The organism is Shewanella putrefaciens (assembly GCF_016406305.1).
Classification (GTDB): Bacteria; Pseudomonadota; Gammaproteobacteria; order Enterobacterales; family Shewanellaceae; genus Shewanella; species Shewanella putrefaciens_C.
Genome location: NZ_CP066369.1, coordinates 1310831 through 1334295, shown reverse-complemented (window position 1 = coordinate 1334295; position 23465 = coordinate 1310831). Strand labels below are relative to the sequence as shown.

Genomic DNA, 23465 nt, shown 5'->3' with positions numbered 1-23465 from the left:
GATAGAGACAAGAAAATGACAAACACAAAGTCAGCCAAAACGGGCGGCAAAGCTTCACCTCAAACCAATCGTCCTCAAACCAATCGTCCTCAAACCAATCGTCCTCAAACGAGTCGCATACAGAAGAGCCGCCCCAAAAGTCGCGGTCAAAAATCCAATGCCGCAGCGTCAGGCTCGAGCCTTATGCCACTGTTATTGGTGATGATTTTTCTTGCGGGATTAATAGGCGCAGCCCAGCAACATATGCTGCCTGTTGGCATTGTGGGTATATACCTCACGCTGAGCCTGCTGACTTTTATCGCCTATGCTATCGATAAATCCGCCGCCAAAGGCGGTAAATGGCGCACAAAAGAAAGCACTTTGCACCTGCTCGCCCTGATGGGCGGCTGGCCCGGCGCCCTCTTTGCCCAAAACCTGCTAAGGCATAAGTCCGTTAAAGCCTCATTTAGAAACGTCTTCTGGCTGACCGTTGTCGCCAACCTAGCCATGCTGGGATATGGCATACAAGCCGGCGCTATGGATCTGTTTATCTAAACAGCATGAGTCGCAGCATCGAGCAACTGCTCAACCACTGCCAGAGCCAACAGTGCTGACTGAGTTTCACCCTTCAATTGTGCCGAGACTATCGCGCCCTCTTTAAGTAAACCTATCGCAGCCACGAGATATTGGGTCTTAGCTTCTGGCAAGTCCAATATCGACACTTGCCGCTCAATTAAACTCGCCACTCGCTGTTTATGCAGGGCACAGAGTTGGTGCACCGGATGACTCGGCTCAGTAAATTCGGCACTGACATTGATAAAAAAACAGCCGCGAAACTCACACAGCTGTGGCACCCTTTGATTAAACCAATCATCGAGTGCCATAAATAACCCACGAATGCCCTCTCGTCCCGCTGGCGATGCGTTCACTCGTTCGCTAAGCCATTGATAAAATACCTCATCACGATAGCGAACCACGGCCTCGACTAACTCATCTTTACTGGCAAAGTGGTGATACAAGGTTTTCTTGGCGATCGCAGATTCCTGCAGGATCTGATTAATTCCCACCCCATGAACACTTTGAAAATAAAACAGTTTAAATGCGGTAGTGATCAATTGCTGCCGTTTATCCGATGGCGTAGCCGCCTGAATGTCTGTGTCCTGCATCAACTCATTCCTCTTCTTTGGTAAACATTAGCTGGCAAACATTAGCCCTATCTTCTCACGAGTAGACAAATCAGTCTACCCATGAGAAGATGTACAAAGTAGACAGATTGGTCTACCAAATAAGTTAATTATTAGTTAACTGTGAGATCACGAGTGAGCACGGGACCCCTACAGTGTTCACGGCAACAGCATTGGTGCCCACTTTTCAATATCAATCAATATCAAAATAAGGGCTTAACACAAGCCATCAAAAGGAGAAAAAGATGCAAAAAATCAGTCAGCAGCAGCTAAAGATGGCCTTACTCGCAGGGTGTGGAGCCATGTTGTGTATCAGTAGTTTAGCGGCACTTGAACAGCTAACCCCGCAAACCATTTGGTTAATGGCCCCCTTTGGCGCCACTATGGTGTTATTGTTTGCCTTGCCAGAAAGTCCACTCGCTCAACCAAGAAACATCCTCTGCGGCCACTTACTCACAAGTCTGATAGGACTGATCATGTTAAATACTTTGGGAGCCTCCCCGCTAACCTTAGGGCTTGCGGTCGGATTGGGTATCGCGGTCATGATGCTGACACAGACTGTGCATCCACCCGCAGGAGCGAATCCTCTGGTCGCTATGCTCACGGCGCAGCACTGGGATTTTCTGTATACGCCCGTCGCCAGCGGTGCTTTGCTCATCTTGGCTTTTGGTTGGCTGTATCACAACCTGCTTTGCCATCGCCAATATCCACAAAAATGGTTTTAATCGTTGATTCATTGCAGTAAAGAATCCGCCTTCTTAGAAGGCGGCTTTGACTTGCCCCTGGAAGGGGCTATTCCAAGAACCTACGTCATCTGCAACGACAATTGAGCCTCATGTTCCTGATCTTGTTTATCTTGATGGCGCACATATCGTCTAATGATTTCTTCATTAACACCTACTGTATCTACAAAATAACCTCTGGCCCAAAAGCTATTGCCCCATAGCTTTTTACGTACATGAGGGAATTTATTGAATAGCCTTATCGCACTTCTTCCTTTCAATACTCCCATCAGCGTTGATACTGACAGCTTCGGCGGGATTATCACTACCAAGTGAACGTGGTCTATCTGAACGTTTAATTCTAAAACCTCACAGCCCTTCATATTGCAAAGGATATAAATTGACCTGTATAACTCCTTACCAAGGTTTCCTTTTAAAATTTTAAAACGGTACTTCGGAGTCCAAACAATATGATATTTGCAACGCCAATAAACATGTGATGAACTTCTATAATCGCCCATGCTTTTCGTTTCCTCTTACTTGTGGTGAATAAGAAGTCTCTTTTAGCATGGGCGTAATGCAGGCTATAGCCTCAAGGAACAATCACCACCGCCAGAGGCGGTGGTTTTGGGATGACAATAAAAAAGGGCAATTAAAGATTGCCCTTAGCTCTAAAATTCAACAGGAATAAAATGCAAAACCGACTGTCACTCTGCCTTTAGAACCAGCTCAATGCGATGCTGATAATCACGCCGGTGATCATCAGCTGCATTAAGCAAAAGCCCATAATATCCCGTGCTTTTAAGCCCGCAATGGCCAACACCGGCAGTGCCCAGAAAGGTTGAATGAGGTTAGTCCACGCATCGCCCCAGGCAACGGCCATTGCGACCCGAGCGACATCGGCACCTAAGGCCTGCGCTGCGGGTAACATAATCGGCGCCTGCACGGCCCATTGGCCACCTCCCGATGGTACAAAAATATTCACAATTCCCGCACTGATAAAGCTCCAAAATGGCAGGCTATCGGCACTGGCGATGGCCACAAAGCCCTCAGAGATACTCTGGGCTAAACCCGATTGCACCATCACCGCCATAATGCCCGCATAAAAGGGAAATTGGATCACTATGCCTGCGCCGCCCTTGATCGCCTCATTTAAGCTGGTGAGTAAACTGCGTGGCGTTTGATGTAACACTATGGCGAGGAACAAAAATAAGAAATTCACTAAATTGAGATTTAAGCTGCCGCCCTGCACCCAAAAGTAATAGCATAAGTACACGAGTCCTGCGCCACCAACACTCCAGCCGAGTAAGCGGCTATTTTCTAACTTATCTGCGGGACGATTCGAATTATCCTTACCACTGTCCGCATCCAACATAGAAGGAGCATTTTCGACGTCAGGCTCATTAAGCACCTTAGGATCCACATAAATGCTGTCCTTTTCCTCAGGCAACATAAAACGATTCACTAGGGGGATAACCACAAATAAAACTGCGACTAACAGTAAGTTAAAGCTTGCAAAAATGGTTTCACTGGTGGGGATGATACCAATTTGTGATTCGGTGAAATGTCCCGCCGTCGCTATGGTTAATGGGATAGACCCCGCAAGGCCGCCATGCCAAACCACAAAGCCCGCATAGGCGCTGGCGACCAGCAGTCGATAATCCACTTTCACTCGACGGGCTAAGGCTTTGGCAAATAAGGCCCCGATCACTAACCCAAATCCCCAATTAATCCAACTGGCAACTAGGGATACTAAGGTCACTAAAATAATGGCTTGGGGCGCAGACTTAGCGAACCCCGCAATCATATCGAGCAACTTTTTTATCGGTGGCGAGCTTGCCAACATAAATCCCGCCACCAGCACTAACAGCATCTGCATCGAAAAACTTAACAGGGTCCAAAAGCCATCACCCCAATAACTGATGACTTCCAGCGGCGTTTTGTGTTCGGCGACCACTGCCGCAATTAACACCACTAAGGTGAGTAAGAGCACGAAAATATAGGGATCGGGTAGATAGCGGTCGACGAGTTTGACCAGAGGTTTTGCCGCTTTGTTTAACATAGACTTTCCTTGTTTATTATCTGGACTAAAACGTCAACACGCCCTAGTTCTTATCTGTTTTTATTGAATTTTTATTGAGTCTTAAGCTCACAGGTTAAGCGATCTCTAAAGCGGTATAAAGTCTTGCAGCAGTTTTTAACTGTAGGAAAATGTAACGCCAGTCATCCAATTAAAGGCTGAGTTGCCATAAGTAGCCTCACACGCTAAAAAACTGATAACATGGCGAAAATTAACTTAAGGTGCTCTTTATATGAAAATGTTACTTGCCATTGTGGTGATAGCTGGGGTGATTTTTTACTTCTTTACCTCGATGAACGGCCAAAAAGCCGCCCAAGAGAATATCCGTTTAGGCAATGAATTTTTAACCCAAAACAAAACCAAAGAAGGTGTGATCACCACAGCTTCGGGTTTGCAATATCAAGTGTTAACCCAAGGCGAAGGCACAGTTCACCCTAAAGCCAGCGATACAGTAACTGTGCATTATCACGGCACTTTGATTGACGGTACTGTGTTTGATAGTTCGGTTGATCGCGGTGAACCCATCGCATTTCCCCTTAATCGCGTGATTAAAGGTTGGACCGAGGGCGTGCAGCTGATGGTGGTTGGCGATAAATATCGTTTCTTTATCCCGAGCGATCTCGCCTACGGCAACCGCAGCACGGGCAAGATTGGCGGTGGTTCAGTGCTCATTTTTGATGTGGAACTGCTTAAGATTGATTAAATCAGCCGTAAATTCGACTGCCTAAAAACATCAAGCAAAAAATCTAATCAATAAAAAGCCCTGCATTATCGCAGGGCTTTTTGTCTCTATAACTCAAATAATATTAGTAAGTTGGATAATTAAGGACAGCTTGCTGCACCAATATCGACCCATACCGCCGCAACGCCGGGTACATCACCTTTAGTCCAGTAACTCGCCTTCCATTGACGACCGTTATAGCGAGTAGTTTGACCGCCAGTATAGGCGACACCCGCATCCCAACCGAGATCCACTTGACTGAGTAACTGCCATTGGTCTGCGGTGCGAGATGGTGTATTGCCCTGCGTCCAATACTTCGCTTTCCATACCAACTCACTATGACTCACAGTATCGCCCGTGTTGTACACCACACTGGTTTGCCAAGCAGGATAATTACCGGCATTGGGATCGGTCGCATCGCAATCTCCACCTGCCACTTTTGGTGTTACCGTCAACTGAGTCGATGCGCTCGCATCTAAGGCACCATCGGAAACCAGCACACTCAGACCATAACTGGTCGCTTCGGTGACATTGGGCCCAGTGACCACTAATGTGGCACTATTTTGTCCGGTTGCCGACACACCAGCGGGCACAGTCCAAGCGTAGGTTAAGGCATCACCATCGGCATCGGAGGCGCTCGCCACTATGCTGACGGTTTTCCCCGCTTCCACTGTCGCAGTGGCAGCCACACTCACCACGGGAGCTTGATTGGGTGTATCCGCCTTGTTGGTCACTGCCATAGAATCTGTGGCAGATAGCCCCTCTGGATCCGTTACTTTGAGGCTAAAACCATAAACGACATCGGTAGATGTTGCACTCAGTTGAATCGTTGCACTCGCCATATCCGCATTTGCGATGGCAATCGTTGGACCAGACACTTGCGTCCAAAGATACGTCAGCGCCTCATTTTCAGGATCCCGCGAACCTGTGCCATTGAGCACCACATCGCTTGGACCAGTGACAATGACATCCGCGCCCGCATTGGCAATCGGCGCTTTATTCACCGGTGGCGTCGTGCCTTCACCATGACCTAAACCTTCGTGCATCGCATTGAGGATATCGCCGTTATCGGCATCGATTTCCCACGCAAACAGGCCTCCGAGTTGATTAGAGAGCACATATTGGCCCTTGGCTTTAACTGAACGAGCATCATCGAAGGTGATTAAATCGCCAGTCGATGCCTTGAACAGCGATGGCGCCTCGGCCGTTTCATCGTAACTGTAAGTCCAACCGCTGCCCATGTAGTCGTTCACTATCTGGCGATAATCCACTACGCCAGCTTCCCATGTGCCTTTCACTTTACCCGTTGCAGTGCCCGTGAATGGGTTATCGCCGCTGTAGCCATTGACGCCCGTCCAGCCGCGGCCGTACATAGCAGCACCGACCACAATTTTCCCGGGTGTCACACCTTGGCCTAACAGGGCTTTTACGCCCTTGTCTGTGGTATAGCGGGTATCGGGATCCCAACTCGCCTCATAAAGGTTGGTTTGATGACCAAGTTCAGTGTTAGTCCAACCACCATTGAAGTCGTAACTCATCAAGAAGATGTAATCCATATACTGCTGTGCAGCCTGGTAGTCGACTTTAGCAATCTTGTCATCACCCGCACTGATGGCAGAAGTGAGCTCATAGGTACGGCCTGTCTCTGCGCTCAGCTCATCGAGCATGGCGCGCAGTTCACGCATCAGGGTCACATAGGTTTCACCGTCGTTGGCATTACCTAGATTAGGGTTAGCGCCATTACCACCGGGGAATTCCCAGTCAATATCCACACCGTCGAAGAATTTCCACGTCTGCAGGAACTCCTTCACCGACGCGACAAAGGTATCGCGCTTGGTTTTATCACCCAAAAAGAAGAAGGGATCGGATAGCGTCCAGCCACCGACCGAAGGCAAAATCTTTAAATCGGGGTGGGCTTGCTTCAGTGCCATCAATTGGCCGAAGTTGCCCTTGTAGGGATCGGAATAGTCACTCACGCCCGCCTGCGGCATTTGGACCGCCGCCCAAGGATCGTGGATAGCGACTTTAAAATCGGCGCGGCCACTACAGGCACGTTGCAACGCTTGGAAACTGCCTTCGATTTCTTTCAAACTGTCGTTGATGCCATCGCCGCCACAGATAGGGGTAAAGCCATATAAAATGTGGGTTAAGTTTTGTGCTGGAATTTTATCGACCGGGAACTTACGCCCGTATACTCCCCATTCGACAAAGTAACTGCCGACCACTTTACCGGATTTATTCGCGTAGGGACGATTGTTTTCCTGTAGGGGAGCATTGAGCGGCACTAAATGGCTACCATCGGTATCGGCGACAAGGATTTCTTTGGCATCGCTGGCGGTACAACCTTCGTTGTTACACAGCTGCACTTGCATCTGATAACGGCCGCCCTTATTCACCTTAAAGTTAGCGGTGCCCGAAGCACCCGAGGGGCCTTCCCAAGCCAGATTGCCGTTGAGCAACACTTGGGCTTTATTGCCTACATCGCCACTCCAAAGGTTCCAACTGACGGACACGTCGGCGGCATCTTTGACAGTCACTAACTGATTGTAAGCCGTAGCGGATTGATTAACTTCAATAATGGCGAATTTAGTTTCGCCCCAACCTATCGTCGGTTTACCGGGCGCGGCGGCAAATGCACCAAAGCTCACGGTAGATGCCAGCGCCGATGCCACCAGCAAGGCTGATGTTGAAATTTGAGTCTTGAACATGAGATATCCCTATTGAATGTTGATATGCATCAATAAGGCAAACAAAGCTTAGACAGGAAACAACACTCTCTTAAGACCATGCAACACGACGGACCATTGCACGAAGAAAAACCTGTGGTATCCCCGCTATCATAGGTACTGACGAACCCTTAGACCGGAGGCTTTGCGTCCCAGTCTTTCAACTGGTTTGCCTTTTACACGCAATGACAACGTTGTCATTACGATAATCAGCATAAACGCACCTTGATTTAAATTGCAACCAAATATTAACAATATGGGATATCATACTGATAAAAACGATGCTATCCCGACGTCGCTTTCTAAAGCGATTAATCCTGGGAGCAATATTTAATCAACTGTTTTAACAGCAATAAAATAATTACATCATTCACTAAATAGGCGGTGACAGCACAAGGACGGGCGAAAATAATCTCAAAAAATAACGTTAAAAAGGGCAGCCCATGTATCACAGTAAGATGATAACAATAGACCGCCCTATTCTGTGGTTTATCAAACGCGAAACTAACGTCTATGCCTAGGCTGGTGAAAAATCCCTCGCTAGGATCACGGATAACCCACGACACACTAAGGTTTCCATATCATCGACCCGATGAATTTTCATCTCGGCTAGGGGCGCGCTCAAAGCCATTTGTTTTAAGCTTTCGAGACACCCCTTGTAGTAAGGCGCACTGTTCATCATGCCGCCCGCTAACCAGATGCGATTGGGATTAAATAAATTAACCGCCCACGCCAGCCCCATGCCAAGGTAACTGCCCGCACGATACAAATCATCCTGAGTGGAAATTTTGCGGCTTCGCACTGAATCGCCACTGGCGAGTTGCTCTAAACTAAACTCGCCGGATTCGGTCATCACGCGGCAATGACCAAGCTCCCCCGCCACACCGGATGCGCCGGTAAATACCTTGCCATTGAAGGCAATTGACATACCTATCCCTGTGCCGCACATCACCAATAACTCACAGGCATATTTTGCATCGCAGGTTGCCTGCATACCGGCATCGATATCGTTGCAGATAAGCTTAAGCTCGCCCTGGGTTTTTACTGTGTCAAAACTTAACCCATTGAGACCGGGTAACGACTTACAGGAGACCAAACGATTATGTTGTACGAGTCCAGGTACGGCTATCGCTAATTGGTAATCTTGTAAATCGTAATCCCGTTCTAGGGCTGCGATTTGATTATTTAACTCTTCAATTTTAAAGCCTTCACCTGTGGGGATTTTATATTGTTCTGTATGCCCCGCGAGCTGAAGTTCGAATAGGGCTTTGGTACCGCCCACGTCTATTGTTAATGTTTGCATCGTCAACTCCACTGATACATGTGCTCCCCTCTGACCCCGAGCGGAGATGGCGAATGTTAGCACAAGGGGGGTATATTAGCGATTGAATAAAAGTTAAGTTGCTAATTTGTAAGGTGTAGTGCCAAAAAATACGTGAGGTAGACAGCAGGCGGTAATAAATTTTTGCAGGAGATCACATCAAAATACTGGCCCTAGTCGCGGGTAGTTGGGCACCCTTTAAAAAAATTGTATACAAAATCCTTTATTCCATCCCCTTGCAACTTTGCCATAGTGCTTGCGATAATCGCCGCCAGCAATACACCCAAATAACCTGAAGATGCAGGATTCAGTGGGAATGTACCCCACGACCAAAGCAGACCCATTGGAGCCCCTATGTCACACAAGATAGCCCAGCGTCTCGATGCGATTCGTAGCGAAATGGCCGCCGCCCATTTAGATGCTTTTATTATTCCCCGCGCCGATGAGTACTTAGGCGAATATGTGCCAGAACACAATGAGCGTTTATATTGGGCAACGGATTTTACCGGCTCGGCGGGCATGGCTATCGTATTGAAAGATAAGGCCGCTATCTTTACCGACGGCCGCTATACGGTGCAAGTTCGCCTGCAAGTCGATGCCAACCTCTTCAGCTATGAGAGTCTGACCGACACCCCACAAATAGAGTGGTTATGTGACACGCTAGCCGCGGGCTCCCGCGTTGGCTTCGATGCAAGATTGCATACCTTAGCTTGGTATGAAAATGCCAAAGCAACCTTAAGCAAAGCCCAAATCGAATTAGTGGCTGTGGAACAAAATCCCATCGATTTGCATTGGCAGAATCGCCCCGCCCCCTCGAGCGCGCCTATCACTTTGTTTTGCAATGACAGTGCCGGCAAAACGAGCCAACAAAAACGCATTGAAATTGGTGCCTTAGTGAAAAAAGCCGGCGCCGATGTCGCCTTAATCGCCGCCTTAGACTCCTTTTGCTGGCTACTCAATATTCGCGGTAACGATGTACCGCGCCTACCGGTGGTGCTCGGCAGTGCGCTGCTCCACGCCAATGGTGATATGCAGCTCTTCACCGATTTAAGCAAGCTCCCAGAGGGCATTGAGGAGCATGTCGGGGCTGGCGTAAGCTTTAAGAGCGAGGCATCTCTTGCCGATACACTCGCCAGCATGCAGGGTGTAAAACTGCTTGCGGATCCCAATTCGGCTAACGCTTGGGCACAAAACCTCGCCCGTGAAGCCGGGGCAAAATTGATTGCCGGAATCGATCCAGCCTCTTTACCTAAGGCGCAGAAAAACCCAGCAGAACTGGCTGGCATGCGCGCCTGTCATATCCGCGATGGCGTCGCCGTGAGCCGATTCCTTGCATGGCTCGATGCCGAAGTGGCAGCCAATCGCATGCACGATGAAGGCACCCTTGCGGATAAATTAGAAAGCTTTCGCCTAGAAGATGAGCGTTACCGCGAGCCAAGTTTCGATACCATTTCAGCCGCCGGTGCCAATGCTGCCATGTGCCATTACAATCACAACAATGGCACACCAGCCATGATGACAATGGACAGTATCTACTTAGTGGATTCTGGCGCGCAATATATTGATGGCACGACAGATGTGACCCGTACCATTGCGATAGGTGAAGTGACCGATGAGCATAAAAAGATGGTCACACTGGTGCTAAAAGGTCATATTGCCCTCGACCAAGCTCGCTTCCCGAAAGGCACCTCAGGCCAGCAGCTCGATGCATTCGCCCGCCAATATTTATGGCAACATGGTTTTGATTACGATCACGGTACAGGCCATGGTGTGGGTCATTTTTTAAGTGTGCACGAAGGTCCGCAGCGCATAGGCAAGAATGTTAACGCTATTGCCCTGATGCCAGGCATGGTGCTCTCTAACGAGCCAGGGTACTACCGCGCAGAGAGTTTTGGTATTCGCTTAGAGAACTTAGTGGTAGTGCAACACTGTGAAGCACTTAACGGGGCCGAGCGTGAAATATATGAGTTCGATGCCCTGACAATGATCCCGATGGACGCACGCCTTATCGATAAGAGCCTGTTAACCCAAGGGGAAATCGACTGGTTTAATCAATACCATAGTAAAGTGTTTAATACCCTCGCCCCCCTGATGTCGGGCGATGAACTCACATGGTTAACACAGGCCACCCGCGCCATTTAACCCATACCGAGTTTTAACTAAAACGCCCAAGGGTCTATGCCTCTTGGGCGTTTTTGTATCGGGAATTAGCGACTACACAACCTTAGGCTGCATCATAGCGAGCCGCACCTCGTTATCTAAAGAGGCCTTAGATAGGGCTTCAAACTCCCCGTGAATCGCCATAAAACACTCGACTAAAACGGGATCGAAATGCTTGCCTTTTCCCTCAAGGATCAAATCAATCGCCTCTTGGTGACTGAAAGGACGCTTATAGCAACGGGGCGAAGTGAGCGCATCATAAACATCGACAAGGGCGACAATTCTGGCCGACAGTGGGATATCTTCCCCTTTTAAACCATAGGGATAGCCACTGCCATCCCATTTTTCATGGTGTCCGGAGGCAATATCCCGTCCCATTTGAATAAAAGTACATTGGGGCGCATATTCCAACAAACTGCGTAACACTTGCCCCCCAATGACAGGATGGGCTTTGATCTGCTCAAACTCTTCGGGGGTTAATTTACCCGGCTTAAGCAAAATGGCATCGGCGATACCGACTTTACCTATATCGTGCAAAATGGCTGATAAACTAATGTCTTGAATAAAATCTTCGTTCAATTCTGCGGGGGGATTTTCGGCTAACATGCGCTGGGCGGCGAGCATTTTAGAATACTGCCGCATCCGTAATAAATGCGCCCCTGTCTCGTTATCTCGATATTCGGCCAACTTGGCTAAACCCAATACGGTTGCTTGCCTAGAGGCTAAAGTGGAGTCTAAGGCCACACTGAGTTTTTCTAATAGATAGCCCATAGTTAAGGTCAACATCGCATTAGTGACTAAAAAATTGACCGCCACTACAGCCCAAATTCCTACGCTATAGTCTTGGGTTATTGGCCAGTTCAACCATTGAAAATGGTAAGCGATGCCAATCAATATCAAACTGAATGCATTTAAAAACTGCGCATAAAAGCTGGCTCGACGCCCCAAAAAAATACTCACTAATGGCGGGAAGATAAATAACCAGAAAAATCCCGCGCCAGAAGGACCTATAGTGATCAAAAAACCAACCCCGATGGCATAGCCGAGCAAACAACCGATACCAAAACGGGTCTTATCGGAAAAATGAGGAAGCAGGAGTAAAGCCAGTAAACATAGATACGCCAACGTATCAAATATCACCATGCCCCATAACTGGGCAATCGCACAGAGATACACGCTGGTGATATAGACGGGCACGCACAGAATGGCGAGAAACCCAAATAAACGTTTAAAAATCAATCGCCGCCAATGTGGTAGGCATACGGCATTATTTGAGCTGGTTACATCACTTCGCAGAGCTATCGCCATGGGAAGGTCCTTTTGCAATGGTATTCCGTGGTAACCCAGTGGGTTAAAGAATGCATCCCCCCATCAATATAGATGAATAATAGGTTAGGCTGCACACAAGAACTCAAACCCATTAAAGCATAGTCGAACAAGTATAAACTGGCAGATCAACCCCATAGACGCTCATTATCCCCACAACGACCCGGGCCTTATCTCTTTATAGGTATTTAAGCTATCAAGCTCTGCCAACAACAGCAGACTCCCACATGAATTAAACCCAGATCCAATTAACCCTATATAAAATACTGGAATTAGCCAATAAACAGGATAAACGCGGGTGCTACATTGCCACAAAACATCAAAAATCTCATATTGGGCAGTAAGTTATAAATACAACGAACGATTGATAATCACAGGACTAAGGTAAAAAAGCCCTCTCCTATACCCACACTAAAATGATACCATTGTCACATAACAAGCTACCTCCTATGAGAGATGGCGCATATTTAGCACATTCGATTTTACCCAAAATCATAATATCGGCCCTGAATGGACAGACTGCACAATGAGCCAGAGTAACGTCATCGATAATCGCCCCTCCCCTATGGGACGAACTGAACAAGAAATCCGCTTAACCGCACAAGACGAACTGATTTCCACCACAGATAATCGCGGCATCATCACCTATGTGAATGACCGCTTTGTTAGCATTTCCGGCTATAGCGCCCAAGAGTTGCTGGGGTCCCCCCACAATGTGGTGCGTCACCCCGATATGCCCAGTGCCGCATTTAAAGAAATGTGGGAAAAGCTTAAATCCGGTCAATCCTGGCGTGGCGTCGTAAAAAATCGCTGTAAAAACGGCAATTTTTATTGGGTCGATGCCTTCGTATCCCCACTGTTCGAAAACGGCACTATCGTAGGATATCAATCGGTACGCATTCAGCCCAAAGCGGCCTATGTGACTAAAGCGAGCGATATCTATCAAAGGCTTAAGCTGGATAAATCCATACCAAAACCCTTAAGTTTGATGCAAAAGCGTTTTGTCTCAGCCATTGTTGCCACGACGGGATTACTGATCGCGGGTTATTTTTGGGGATGGGGCGTGATCATCGCAGGGGCCATTTTAATGAGCCTCAATTTGGCCATTTTCTACGATGAGGCCTTTCGCATTCCGGCTCAGCTGTTGCAAATGCAGCAAAAATACGACTCTATCAGCCGTTATATATATTCAGGTGCCGATACCTCATCTATCCTTGATTTCCAACTGATCATGCTACAGGCCAAAATGAATGGTGTTCTCGGTCGAACCCAAGACCAAGCCAATCATCTACATGCTATCGCCGACCAATTAGTCGTCACCACAGAGCAAACCTATGTAAGCCTAGATCAAGAGAAAAACCAGCTAGAGCAACTCGCCAGTGCGATGGAAGAAATGAGTGCCACTATCGCCGAAGTCGCACAAAATACCCACCTAACATCGACCAGCATCAACACAGCTTACGACCTCTGCCTTAAAAGTAGCGCCAATATGAAGGCTAATACTCAACAGATTGAATTATTAGCGAAATCCGTTGCCGATGCGGCTAACAATGCCCATCAATTAAATCGCGAGGCGGAACGGGTTGCCAACGCCATGGGTGAAATTGATTCCATCGCCGAACAAACGAATCTGCTCGCCCTCAATGCCGCCATCGAAGCCGCACGCGCAGGTGAGCAAGGAAGAGGATTTGCCGTCGTTGCCGATGAGGTGCGCGCCCTCTCGAGCCGCACCCAACTGTCAACCAATAGCATTTCCCAGAGTGTCGATAAGATGTTTAGCATGTTAAATGCCTGGGCCAAGGAAATGGAGCAGAGCCGCCAACACGCCGAACTCTGCGCCAATGATATTCAAGCATCCGCCAATAACGTCAACACCATCTACCAAGAGGTCAGTGAGATCCACACCTTTGCCCAGCAAAACGCCGTTGCCGCCGATCAGCAGCGCCAAGTGGTCAATGAAATCACCAATAATATTCACTCTATCACTCAAACTAGCAGTGAAAACCTCGCCGCAACCCATCAAATTGGTGATGCAGCTAACCACCTAAAACACAATGCCCAAAAGGCGCAGGGGTTACGCCGCGCCTTTGGCTAGGGCATAAACATATTCAAAACACCGCTTCTAGCGAAAGGTCGCTTATGCCCCAATACCTTACTCGATTGAGGTATTGGGGCCACCAAGTCGGCATAAAGCGCAGCCTAGGTTAAAAAGTACAGGTTTTAACCGAAAATTTTGCTATACTCCGCGCCCGCCATTTTTCTTATAAATCTGTGTGGAAGAATGAGCAAACCCAGTGTGATGTCGCGCCCTGTGTGGCAGAGTCAAACTTGGCGCTTGAATGTTTGAATAAGTGAATGATAGGAATCCAAAATGAGATTTGAATCTTTTAGTTTTTCCCCCGAGATTTTGCGCGCTATCTCAGATTGCGGTTATCAAAAAATGACGCCTATTCAGCAGCAAGCGATACCCGCTATTCGCCGCGGCCAAGATGTGCTGGCCAGCGCACAAACGGGCACAGGTAAAACAGCGGCCTTCGCACTGCCTATCCTGCAAAAGATGGTTGAAAACCCAAGCGAAACCCTAAAGTCAAATGCCCGCGTATTGATCCTTACGCCGACTCGCGAGCTTGCGGCACAAGTGGCTGATAACGTCACAGCCTACTGTAAATATTTAAACTTCAGTGTATTAACGATTTACGGCGGCGTAAAAATCGAGACTCAAGCGCAAAAGCTCAAACGCGGCGCCGATGTGATTGTCGCCACACCTGGTCGTTTACTCGAGCACCTTACCGCCTGTAATTTAAGCCTGTCTAACGTCGACTTTTTAGTGTTAGATGAAGCCGATCGAATGCTCGACATGGGCTTTAGCGCCGATATTCAAAAGATCCTCCAAGCGGTGAATAAGAAGCGTCAAAACTTGCTTTTCTCGGCCACTTTCTCGAGTGCCGTGAAGAAACTCGCCAACGACATGATGGTCAAACCGCAGGTGATCAGCGTCGATAAACAAAACACCACCGCAGATACCGTCAGCCAAGTGGTTTATCCGGTTGAACAACGCCGTAAACGCGAACTGTTATCTGAACTTATCGGCAAGAAAAACTGGCAACAGGTATTGGTATTTACCGCGACCCGTGAAGCCGCCGATACCTTAGTCAAAGAATTAAACTTAGATGGGATCCCATCTGAAGTGGTCCACGGTGAAAAAGGCCAAGGCAGTCGCCGTCGTGCCCTGCGCGAATTTGTGGCAGGTAAAGTTCGCGTATTAGTGGCGACCGAAGTTGCCGCCCGTGGTCTGGATATTCCAAGCCTCGAATATGTCGTCAACTACGACTTACCTTTCCTCGCCGAGGACTATGTCCACCGTATCGGTCGCACTGGCCGCGCGGGTAAAACCGGTGTCGCCATTTCATTCGTTAGCCGCGAAGAAGAGCGCACGCTGGCGGATATCGAAAAATTGATCGGCCAACAGATCCGCCGTGTCACTGTGCCTGGTTATGAAGTTGGCAGCCGCGAGCTGCTCCTAAAACAACTGCAAACCCGCCGTAGCTTTGCCAAAAAGCAACAAAGAACCGACAATGTTGGTGCACAGGTTATAGCTGAAAAAAGCATGCAGGGCCGCCGCGTCAAGGTCAAAGTCGGCCAAGCGCCAAGCAAAGCTAAAAAACTAAAGTGATTTGCGAGATAAGCTTAAATAGCTGCATGGTTGAATCAAACTAAAATATACATAAAAGCGTCCTAAAATGGACGCTTTTTTATTCGACTGCCGTTAGGATGACATTCATTATCAAATTTTATATCAACGTAAATGCAATGGAATATCGTATTTCCTAAAAAGCTTTACTATCGATTCCCTATGCAATGGCTTAATAATGTAACCTTTAGCACCGGCTGTGATGGCCTGCTGAACAGATGACTTATTTTTATTTCCCGTCAACATAACAATAGGCGTAATAGAGTTTATTCCATTGGTTTTATTTACATGGTTTATAATATAAAACCCATTAGTATCGGGAAGATTTATATCCATTAAAATAACATCGTATTTTTTCTTCGACAATAAATCTAATGCCATACGTCCCGATAGAGAAGTATCAAGTTCTATCGCATAGGTTCTAAGCAGCATAATAGTGAGGTTCAAACTAATATGATCATCCTCAACAATTAACATCTTTGGGACTATCGGAATTTCAATTGCAGCCTGCGATGGGGTAACACCTTTTGACTCAGAATATAATCTATTGTATGTGTATTTAGTGTCAGATGCTGAAGAGCCATTCTGATGAATGACGGAGACCTCCTGATCTTCTGGTAAAGGAGCTTCTGCAACTGATGCAACATTTGATACGTCTGTCACGACAAGCTCGAGCAAGTGCAATGCCTTACTCTGCAATTTCAACAGTGCTGGTCGAATCTCGTTAGAACGAATAAAAGATAATATTTTTTTTAATGATGCTACATCTAATTCAGCAACTTCTTTATTTGCTAGGTGGGATTCGGCCTTATCTAAAGACTTGTCAATTGCCTCTAAACTCAACTCAAAGTCATGTTCCAAATCTTTCTTACGCTGAGCGCCCCTTAGAACGATCTCTTTTATATGCTCAGAGTAATTTTCTTGCACATTGACAAATTCTTCAGCTTTTCTATATTTCCCCTTTAACCCTATTTCTCTCAATAAATGTGTACATATGATAACTGCCCTATGTATTTCATACATGGGCCTAGCAATTAAGTAGTCATTAATTATTCCACTGCGATAAGCCTCATATGCCTCTTTCTCTTGATGTTTTGGAATGAGAGAAACAACCGCGTGCTCACATATTTCAACCGCTTGTAGCGCCTCAATGGCTTCGTAATAAATGAGCAAAGTTTCTTGCAAAGTTTCAGCCGCAACTAAAATAACTTTAGGTGTTGACTGTTTTATCTGTTCAATCAGTTCAGCATTAGATTTAATAACATGGATCCGAGAAAAATGACGTATTAGCACACCAATCAATAATCGGTCATTTTCTTGATCATTTGTATAGAGAACGATATGTTCAAAATTAACTCTGTCCACTCTGGTGACTCCTTTCCATAAAAAACTCCGTTAAAGTGAACAAATCATCATCCACTTCCTGCCAACAGTCTAATAATGTATTGTAATCAACTGAATTACCTCGTGAAATAGTTTCTAGTTCTTGACAAGATAAATTGAGTTTTTTTGCACCAACAAAAAGAGAATTACTTTTTAGCGTATGGCTAATAGCACCGATCTTTAGACAATCATTCTCCATTATGGCTAATTTTAACGCTTCACGCTTTAGGAGTAAGTTACTATAGTATTGTTCTAAAAATGTCTCTAACTCCTCATCGCTAACATCTTCCCCAACAAAATTATATATCTCTGATAAATTGACCAACTGCACCTTAGACGTTGACGGCAGTGTCACCTCACACAGTTCTGCATCCTGGTCATCAAAACAAACAAAATCATGCTCTTCGATCTGATTATCACTGTCTGCTATAACAAAGTGATTGCTTTTATGATGGGTAAAAGTAGCCTTAACGTCATTCAAAAGATCCACCAATTCGCTTAAGGCTAACGGTTTTACGAGTACTCTGTTAGCACCAGCCTGCAAACATTCATCTTTACAGTCCTCGCTATGTTCTGCTGTCAGCATAATAATGTTCGAAGGGATTAACTCCCTATAATTTTCAATCTCACGAATAACACTCACTAAATCGACACCATATATAGTTGGCATCACTACATCTGAAATCACGACATTAAATTTATTCACCTTAAAAAGTTCAATGGCTTGTATCGGATCTTGCACACAAGTCGCTTTAACGCCAAAAGATAGCAACTGTTTTTCAATAACAAATAAATTCTCTTGGCAATCATCAATAACCAAAACACTGATATTATTATAATCAAACTCAGTAATATTACCGTCACCGATACAATTTAAGTGTTTTTTAGCATTAACAAAATCGATAACTTGTTGTATTTTGAGGGGCGGATACAACATGATTTCACAGTCTAAATATGATTCAGTCAATGACACCTTCCTCAATTCAATAGTACATTCATTACGGAGGGAGATATGATTTAAAAACTCCTCCATAGAAATGATATCTCCTTGATTTAAGTCAACAAATAAAACTCCATCGGCAATAGCGACATCAACAATTTTATTACTTGGCAAATATAACAAAGTAAAATTAATCTCTTTTGAGTATAGATTTAAAGAATTATAAAAATCAAGACTATTAGTGTAAGCCTTAGCTAAACGATTCCCTTCTAAGCCATATGTATAACTTTCTATTTCACTAGTATCTTTATCATCTAACATAAATTCTATTTCAAAATAGAAAGTGCTACCTTCACCCGGTTTACTAACCACCTTAAGATCTGTACCCATCGAATTACATATGTTCTTACTTATATATAAACCTAATCCGACACCATGATGTTGACTGTAAGCAGTCGAAGTGACTTGTTCATATTTACCAAATACTCGTAATTGTTCATCCTCACTCAAACCAATGCCATTATCAACAACTGAAAATTTTAATTTAACACTATCAAATGTTTTATCCAATATATCAATAGATAGTAAAATAAAAGCATTGCTTTTATCTGTAAATTTAATGGCGTTGGAAATTAAATTGTAAATAACTTGACTTATTTTCACTTCATCACAAATTACTTTACCACTAAAATTTAATGGCATATAAAAATCTAACACAATACCTTTTTTATCTGCTTGAACACTGAAGGCATCAACAATAGACTCTGCCAACACCCTTATATCTACGGTTTTATTGGAATTATCCAGCCTATTTCCACGCCCTCCTTTAAAGTTTAACATATGATTTATAAGAGATAACACTTGTTTAGAAGTACTAAATGCTATAGATAGCAGTACTCTTTCTTGTCCCCTCACACTACCTAAGCTGAGCTCAATTAAACCTAATATCGCATTTAATGGTGTCCGAATTTCATGACCAAGTGTTGCGATAAAATCACTCTGATTGTTATTAAGTTGAACGAGTGATGAATATTCCAGCATCAGCGCATCTTCACGTTTAGCGCTAGCAGTTTTATCTATTAATAATCCAAATCGACTCCCGTCGGCAAGGAAAACATCTCTATATTCGAGAAACACTCCAGACGCAGTTTTGAATGTAAACTTAATCCGTTTATTTTTTTCAAGTTTAAATTTAAACCATTTAAGTACTTTAAAAGGTTGTTTATTAATAGCGTTAAACTCGCGACTCACAACATCACTCACTAATAACAACAATGGCTTACCTATATAAATGCGAGTATCAATATAGGGAAATATAGCCCCAATATTTTCACTCATAAACTCAATGCAATCATATTGATTTATAGTGGTAAATGCATCGAAACAAACAGGACGGCAGTGTTCGCTGTCATGGCCAGTGATTTCAACGTGGTTAGATTGCTTAAATTCAGCTTTATGAGTTAATTTAAAACCATTTATAACACTACAAAATACAATAATGTCTTTAGTTTTAACCTCTAGTATTTTAAATCTTATATGATGATTATCTACTATCAGTTCATCATCTGGTAATGAGTTAAATTTCAAGGTATTAAAATGTTCAATCAGTATTTCTTTTGAACTTGAAAAAAACGTATCTATTGAAAATGCATGATTCTCATCTAACCATTCGCCCTTAGGTGATAGCATAAATGCACATGAATTAAACAAGTTCAAATCCACACTACTCATATACCAATATCCTTATGGTTAGCTTACTTTTATCACTATTGAACAGAATTTCGATACTGCCTTAACCAATGGTATGCTCTATCACACCTTGATATCAGCCTATCAGAGTCAATTTTGTAAGTGTCCGTAAAATAATCGACCGAAATCCAATCTCCCTCGATATAAGCTAATGCGAATTGTAAGCAATGCGCTAAGCAACCTTCATTGTTAAGTAACGCACATTTGATTTGTTGATCTAGTGGAAGTTGTTCTAATGCACTCTCCATGGGTTTGTCTAAAATAGCATCCAAAGTAGAGAGTAACCCGGTTAGGAAAGCTGATTCCATTAGGGAGGGGTAACCCATTAAAGAGACTAATTCTTCACATAACTTTGCTCTTATCATAGTGTTATGTATTAGGGCTATTGGTTTATTTGGATTGAGTTCTGCTAACACAATCAGACTAACAAATTTACGCAGTTTATTTTCACCTAAAAAAATCATTGTTTGTTTAATTGAGGAAAACTCTTTTTCATGCTTAAACTCGCTTGAATTGACAAATTTTAGTAGTTTGTATGTAAGATCTAAATCCTGTGAGAAATACCTTTCCAACTTATCAAAACTAAACTCAGGTTTAATCACTTCATTATAAATTGACATTAAATGATATTGACTAGAGCCAATATCATTTCCTTCCATTATTTCAGGCTTGCAGAAAAAATATCCCTGAAAATAATCAAACCCTAGGGATTGAGCCAATGCAAACTCTTCTAATGTTTCAACCTTTTCAGCCAACAGCTTTAAGTTATACCGTCTAAACATTGGAATCAGATGGAAAATACTATTAAGTGGTGTTGCAACTATGTCGATTTTCACCAGTTTAAAAAAAGGTAAAAAACGCTCCCACTGGGGAGAGTATACAAAATCGTCTAAAGCCAGATAATACCCAATTTTATGTAGTTCTTTAATAACACAAAAGTTATCTTCACTTGGACTGACTGTTTCCAATATTTCAACGACAATATTTTTGTATGGCAACATATACACTAAATGCTCACTCAAGAAATGAGCAGGAAAGTTAACTAACGCGGGCTTACCCTCAGTTAACTCTTCTAAATCCATATTCAAATAACTATTTATGAGTAGTTTTGCGGTAGCGACTTTATCAGCAATCCCCTGCGGGAAACGGTTTTCTCGACTATCTCTAAAGAGTAACTCATAGGCAACAATATGTTTTTTTCTATTCAATATAGGTTGTCTTGCCATATAAAAGCGCATAGCTCACCTCTTCCATTATTACCACTTAAATTAATATTTAAAAGTGGATCAATCCTTTAATATTTTCAGTCTAGCCCTAGAGTCCCCTTCTTTCAACCGTACTTTTTAGAACCGATATGAAGATGTCAGCCTTAAGAATAAAATCACTCGCCACTCAACGGCCACCAGCACTGGACTAGTCAATTCGCAAGAATCATTATCGATTTAATGGCCGCTTTGTTAAACTAATCCTGCCGCAATCAAAATCGTCAATGTTCAAATAGATAACATCACTTCAACCCGCGGCGGAGTCATAATGAATTCTCAAACCTATAACCAGGCTGTGCTCGAACTCGCCCTCGCAGGCCTTGCCGATTTAACGGCATCGGCACAAACCAAAAAAGCACAACGTACCCCTGCGCAGGAAAGCCACTTTCTGTGTAATTGGATGGTTGAATCCCTAAAGGAAAAACGCTTTTCTAAACTGGTTGCCGATGATCTTACAGCATGGATACGTTTAGCCCGCAGCCAAGGTGCAGGTGCTGAACTCAAGCGTTTATTAGAGAGAATTATATTTCAATATCAAACAGTTGAAAAATCAGAAGCCGCTTTAGGCACGGCATTAAATGCCATGCTAGACACTTTGAAACAAGCCGATTGGTTAGTCTTTACTGACACAGAAATCAGCACTAAGCTCAAGCTCGACGGCGATGGTCAATCTAGCCTAGTGATTGATGCAAAGGAGTTGGCGCAACATATCAAAGATGGCCAACTCATTAAGCCAATTAATTTATATGTGCGGGCCGATGAGCAACAACTCACACGCATCGCCCTATCCCACGGTCTACTGCTGAGCCAAGGCAATAAGAAAGCGAGCCTAATTAAACACCATAAAGCCTATAGGATTTATCCTGATAATCAGCAGCCAGCCCTGTGTCAGCTATTGGCTTAGGCGTCATAGCGTAAAGTGTAATGGCGTAAAGTGTAATGGCCTAAAGTGTAATGACGTAAAGTTGAAAACTGTTTAACTATGGCTTATGTGACCGATTGTGACCGATTGTGACCCAATAAACAATTTATTCACACAGTATAGGTAGAATGGCCATAGGATAGGCCTTAGCTAAAGCAGAGATAACAAGGATAAAAGCAATATGGTTAAGCGATGTTTGCAGTATAAACACTTAGTTCGATTTACCTTGTTCGCCCTTTGCTTTGCTCAACCAAACGCCTATGCGGAGCAGCTCAAATACAATATCACAGGCTCCTATTCTTGGTATCCGTATTTTATCGGTGATCAAGCCGAGGCGCCGGGGATGATTACAGAGCTTATCCCGATGATTTTATCCTTAGCGAAAATCGACGGTGAAATCCTCACCCTGCCGCCAAAGCGCACTAATAACGCTCTGGAAACCGGTCAACTCGACTTTGATATCGTCAGCCCAAGTTGGTTTGAAAAACAGGATTTAGGGCCGCTGTTTGTCAAATCGGTCCCCATAATGCAAATCACTGAGTATGTGGTCACATTGCCAGAAAATGTCAGTAAATATAAAGATATCGGCCAGATAAAAGGTAAACAAATCGGCACTGTGCGCGGTTATTTATACCACGACGACAAGGATTTTATCCGCGCCGACTTCACCTCCGAGCAGGAGCTGATCAAAGCCTTAGATAAACACAGAGTCGATGCCGTTATTGCAGGTAATTACCCGGCGTTGTATTGGTCGACTCAGTTGCGGATCCCTGTCGCACTGGCGGCAGTGCATTCTGATGGTGACTTAGTGTTTAGGTTACGAAAAGAACATACCGATTTGCTTCCTGCCATCAATCAAGCCATAGCCACACTGAAGGCCAATGGTAAAATTGACGAAATCATCAAAAAATACACCCAAAGGTTAGCCAGTTAAACCTAGCTCATTTCCTTGGCTGTAAGGTCACTTTAGGGTTTAACACTAAACGTTTGCCTTCATTTAGATAGGTTGTACAGGCGACACGCAGCAGAGAGGCAAAATTGGCCACTCGGCCGTCGCGAGTTAACACTTCCTGATATATTCGCGTTAAAAATGCCGCAACACTGAGGTCCGCTTCGTCGGCAATATCTTCTATGATTTGCCAAAAAACCGCCTCGAGACGCACACTGGTCACGACACCATCGATACGAATCGAGCGGGTTTTAAGTTCGAACAGTTCGGGTTCGGCGCCGGAATAAATTTCACACACTGTCTTACTCCCCTTAGGTGGCTACCCGAACTGTTATGCCACAAAATCA

Annotated in this window: 18 protein-coding genes and 1 riboswitch; of the genes, 8 read left to right on the top strand and 10 right to left on the bottom strand. The window is 44.7% G+C overall.

The genetic code is table 11. From position 1 onward, the window contains the following. Positions 1-15: 15 nt before the first annotated feature. The gene (locus JFT56_RS05780; protein ID WP_233095570.1) at positions 16-534 is read left to right on the top strand and encodes a DUF1294 domain-containing protein; all 519 of its coding nucleotides are present in this window, start codon (positions 16-18) and stop codon (positions 532-534) included. On the opposite strand, the gene JFT56_RS05775 is transcribed toward JFT56_RS05780, so the two are convergent. Continuing rightward, positions 531-1145 (bottom strand): TetR/AcrR family transcriptional regulator, encoded by a 615-nt coding sequence (locus JFT56_RS05775; protein ID WP_198782744.1) that lies wholly within the window; start codon positions 1143-1145, stop codon positions 531-533. The genes JFT56_RS05780 and JFT56_RS05775 overlap by 4 nt on opposite strands. Before the next feature lie 263 nt (positions 1146-1408). Here JFT56_RS05775 and JFT56_RS05770 point away from each other — a divergent pair, with 263 nt between their 5' ends. Continuing rightward, complete coding sequence (locus JFT56_RS05770; protein ID WP_198782743.1) at positions 1409-1888, top strand: HPP family protein; 480 nt, start codon at positions 1409-1411, stop codon at positions 1886-1888. Positions 1889-1968: 80 nt separating this feature from the next. On the opposite strand, the gene tnpA is transcribed toward JFT56_RS05770, so the two are convergent. Both tnpA and JFT56_RS05760 read right to left on the bottom strand, forming a co-directional pair. Next, a complete protein-coding gene (gene tnpA / locus JFT56_RS05765; RefSeq protein ID WP_198782742.1) occupies positions 1969-2406 on the bottom strand; it encodes an IS200/IS605-like element ISSod23 family transposase in 438 nt (145 codons plus the stop codon). Between the two features lie 197 nt (positions 2407-2603). After that, positions 2604-3947, bottom strand: a complete 1344-nt coding sequence (locus JFT56_RS05760) for a short-chain fatty acid transporter (RefSeq protein WP_198782741.1) — start codon at positions 3945-3947, stop codon at positions 2604-2606. Between the two features lie 250 nt (positions 3948-4197). Here JFT56_RS05760 and JFT56_RS05755 point away from each other — a divergent pair, with 250 nt between their 5' ends. Further along, positions 4198-4668 (top strand): FKBP-type peptidyl-prolyl cis-trans isomerase, encoded by a 471-nt coding sequence (locus tag JFT56_RS05755; protein WP_198782740.1) that lies wholly within the window; start codon positions 4198-4200, stop codon positions 4666-4668. 119 nt (positions 4669-4787) lie between these two features. Here JFT56_RS05755 and JFT56_RS05750 read toward each other — a convergent pair whose 3' ends face one another. Beyond that, a complete protein-coding gene (locus JFT56_RS05750) occupies positions 4788-7394 on the bottom strand; it encodes a glycosyl hydrolase family 18 protein (protein ID WP_198782739.1) in 2607 nt (868 codons plus the stop codon). Positions 7395-7507: 113 nt separating this feature from the next. Continuing rightward, positions 7508-7596, bottom strand: a riboswitch (cyclic di-GMP riboswitch). Positions 7597-7929: 333 nt separating this feature from the next. Next, positions 7930-8715: an ROK family protein gene (locus tag JFT56_RS05745; RefSeq protein ID WP_198782738.1), complete on the bottom strand. Its 786-nt coding sequence runs from the start codon at positions 8713-8715 to the stop codon at positions 7930-7932. A 372-nt stretch (positions 8716-9087) separates the two neighbouring features. Here JFT56_RS05745 and JFT56_RS05740 point away from each other — a divergent pair, with 372 nt between their 5' ends. Beyond that, a complete protein-coding gene (locus tag JFT56_RS05740; RefSeq protein ID WP_198782737.1) occupies positions 9088-10875 on the top strand; it encodes an aminopeptidase P family protein in 1788 nt (595 codons plus the stop codon). 72 nt (positions 10876-10947) lie between these two features. On the opposite strand, the gene JFT56_RS05735 is transcribed toward JFT56_RS05740, so the two are convergent. Beyond that, complete coding sequence (locus JFT56_RS05735; RefSeq protein ID WP_198782736.1) at positions 10948-12201, bottom strand: HD-GYP domain-containing protein; 1254 nt, start codon at positions 12199-12201, stop codon at positions 10948-10950. A 544-nt stretch (positions 12202-12745) separates the two neighbouring features. On the opposite strand from JFT56_RS05735, the gene JFT56_RS05730 reads away from it, so the two are divergent. Together JFT56_RS05730 and JFT56_RS05725 are read left to right on the top strand one after the other, a co-directional pair. Beyond that, a complete protein-coding gene (locus JFT56_RS05730) occupies positions 12746-14314 on the top strand; it encodes a PAS domain-containing methyl-accepting chemotaxis protein (RefSeq protein ID WP_198782735.1) in 1569 nt (522 codons plus the stop codon). A 276-nt stretch (positions 14315-14590) separates the two neighbouring features. Beyond that, positions 14591-15892, top strand: a complete 1302-nt coding sequence (locus JFT56_RS05725; protein ID WP_198782734.1) for a DEAD/DEAH box helicase — start codon at positions 14591-14593, stop codon at positions 15890-15892. 123 nt (positions 15893-16015) lie between these two features. Here JFT56_RS05725 and JFT56_RS05720 read toward each other — a convergent pair whose 3' ends face one another. The 3 genes from JFT56_RS05720 to JFT56_RS05710 are packed head-to-tail and all read right to left on the bottom strand — an operon-like array spanning position 16016 to position 21220. After that, the gene (locus JFT56_RS05720) at positions 16016-17275 is read right to left on the bottom strand and encodes a response regulator (RefSeq protein WP_198782733.1); all 1260 of its coding nucleotides are present in this window, start codon (positions 17273-17275) and stop codon (positions 16016-16018) included. Continuing rightward, a complete protein-coding gene (locus JFT56_RS05715; protein WP_198782732.1) occupies positions 17262-19964 on the bottom strand; it encodes a hybrid sensor histidine kinase/response regulator in 2703 nt (900 codons plus the stop codon). The genes JFT56_RS05720 and JFT56_RS05715 overlap by 14 nt, the downstream gene beginning before the upstream one ends. Positions 19965-19999: 35 nt before the next feature. Then, positions 20000-21220 carry an EAL and HDOD domain-containing protein gene (locus JFT56_RS05710; RefSeq protein ID WP_198782731.1) on the bottom strand — a complete coding sequence of 407 codons (1221 nt, stop codon included), beginning with the start codon at positions 21218-21220 and terminating at the stop codon, positions 20000-20002. Between the two features lie 295 nt (positions 21221-21515). Here JFT56_RS05710 and JFT56_RS05705 point away from each other — a divergent pair, with 295 nt between their 5' ends. Together JFT56_RS05705 and JFT56_RS05700 are read left to right on the top strand one after the other, a co-directional pair. Further along, complete coding sequence (locus JFT56_RS05705) at positions 21516-22151, top strand: DUF2913 family protein (RefSeq protein WP_198782730.1); 636 nt, start codon at positions 21516-21518, stop codon at positions 22149-22151. A gap of 199 nt (positions 22152-22350) precedes the next feature. Beyond that, positions 22351-23103, top strand: a complete 753-nt coding sequence (locus tag JFT56_RS05700) for a substrate-binding periplasmic protein (protein WP_198782729.1) — start codon at positions 22351-22353, stop codon at positions 23101-23103. Positions 23104-23110: 7 nt separating this feature from the next. On the opposite strand, the gene JFT56_RS05695 is transcribed toward JFT56_RS05700, so the two are convergent. Further along, entirely contained in the window at positions 23111-23416 is a 306-nt protein-coding gene (locus tag JFT56_RS05695) for a ribbon-helix-helix domain-containing protein (RefSeq protein WP_198782728.1), read from the bottom strand. Positions 23417-23465 lie beyond the last annotated feature (49 nt).

Coding starts and splice junctions, on each gene's coding strand:
- JFT56_RS05780 (WP_233095570.1), top strand. CDS start 16: ATGACAAACACAAAGTCAGCCAAAACGGGCGGCAAAGCTTCACCTCAA.
- JFT56_RS05775 (WP_198782744.1), bottom strand. CDS start 1,145: ATGCAGGACACAGACATTCAGGCGGCTACGCCATCGGATAAACGGCAG.
- JFT56_RS05770 (WP_198782743.1), top strand. CDS start 1,409: ATGCAAAAAATCAGTCAGCAGCAGCTAAAGATGGCCTTACTCGCAGGG.
- tnpA (WP_198782742.1), bottom strand. CDS start 2,406: ATGGGCGATTATAGAAGTTCATCACATGTTTATTGGCGTTGCAAATAT.
- JFT56_RS05760 (WP_198782741.1), bottom strand. CDS start 3,947: ATGTTAAACAAAGCGGCAAAACCTCTGGTCAAACTCGTCGACCGCTAT.
- JFT56_RS05755 (WP_198782740.1), top strand. CDS start 4,198: ATGAAAATGTTACTTGCCATTGTGGTGATAGCTGGGGTGATTTTTTAC.
- JFT56_RS05750 (WP_198782739.1), bottom strand. CDS start 7,394: ATGTTCAAGACTCAAATTTCAACATCAGCCTTGCTGGTGGCATCGGCG.
- JFT56_RS05745 (WP_198782738.1), bottom strand. CDS start 8,715: ATGCAAACATTAACAATAGACGTGGGCGGTACCAAAGCCCTATTCGAA.
- JFT56_RS05740 (WP_198782737.1), top strand. CDS start 9,088: ATGTCACACAAGATAGCCCAGCGTCTCGATGCGATTCGTAGCGAAATG.
- JFT56_RS05735 (WP_198782736.1), bottom strand. CDS start 12,201: ATGGCGATAGCTCTGCGAAGTGATGTAACCAGCTCAAATAATGCCGTA.
- JFT56_RS05730 (WP_198782735.1), top strand. CDS start 12,746: ATGAGCCAGAGTAACGTCATCGATAATCGCCCCTCCCCTATGGGACGA.
- JFT56_RS05725 (WP_198782734.1), top strand. CDS start 14,591: ATGAGATTTGAATCTTTTAGTTTTTCCCCCGAGATTTTGCGCGCTATC.
- JFT56_RS05715 (WP_198782732.1), bottom strand. CDS start 19,964: ATGAGTAGTGTGGATTTGAACTTGTTTAATTCATGTGCATTTATGCTA.
- JFT56_RS05710 (WP_198782731.1), bottom strand. CDS start 21,220: ATGCGCTTTTATATGGCAAGACAACCTATATTGAATAGAAAAAAACAT.
- JFT56_RS05705 (WP_198782730.1), top strand. CDS start 21,516: ATGAATTCTCAAACCTATAACCAGGCTGTGCTCGAACTCGCCCTCGCA.
- JFT56_RS05700 (WP_198782729.1), top strand. CDS start 22,351: ATGGTTAAGCGATGTTTGCAGTATAAACACTTAGTTCGATTTACCTTG.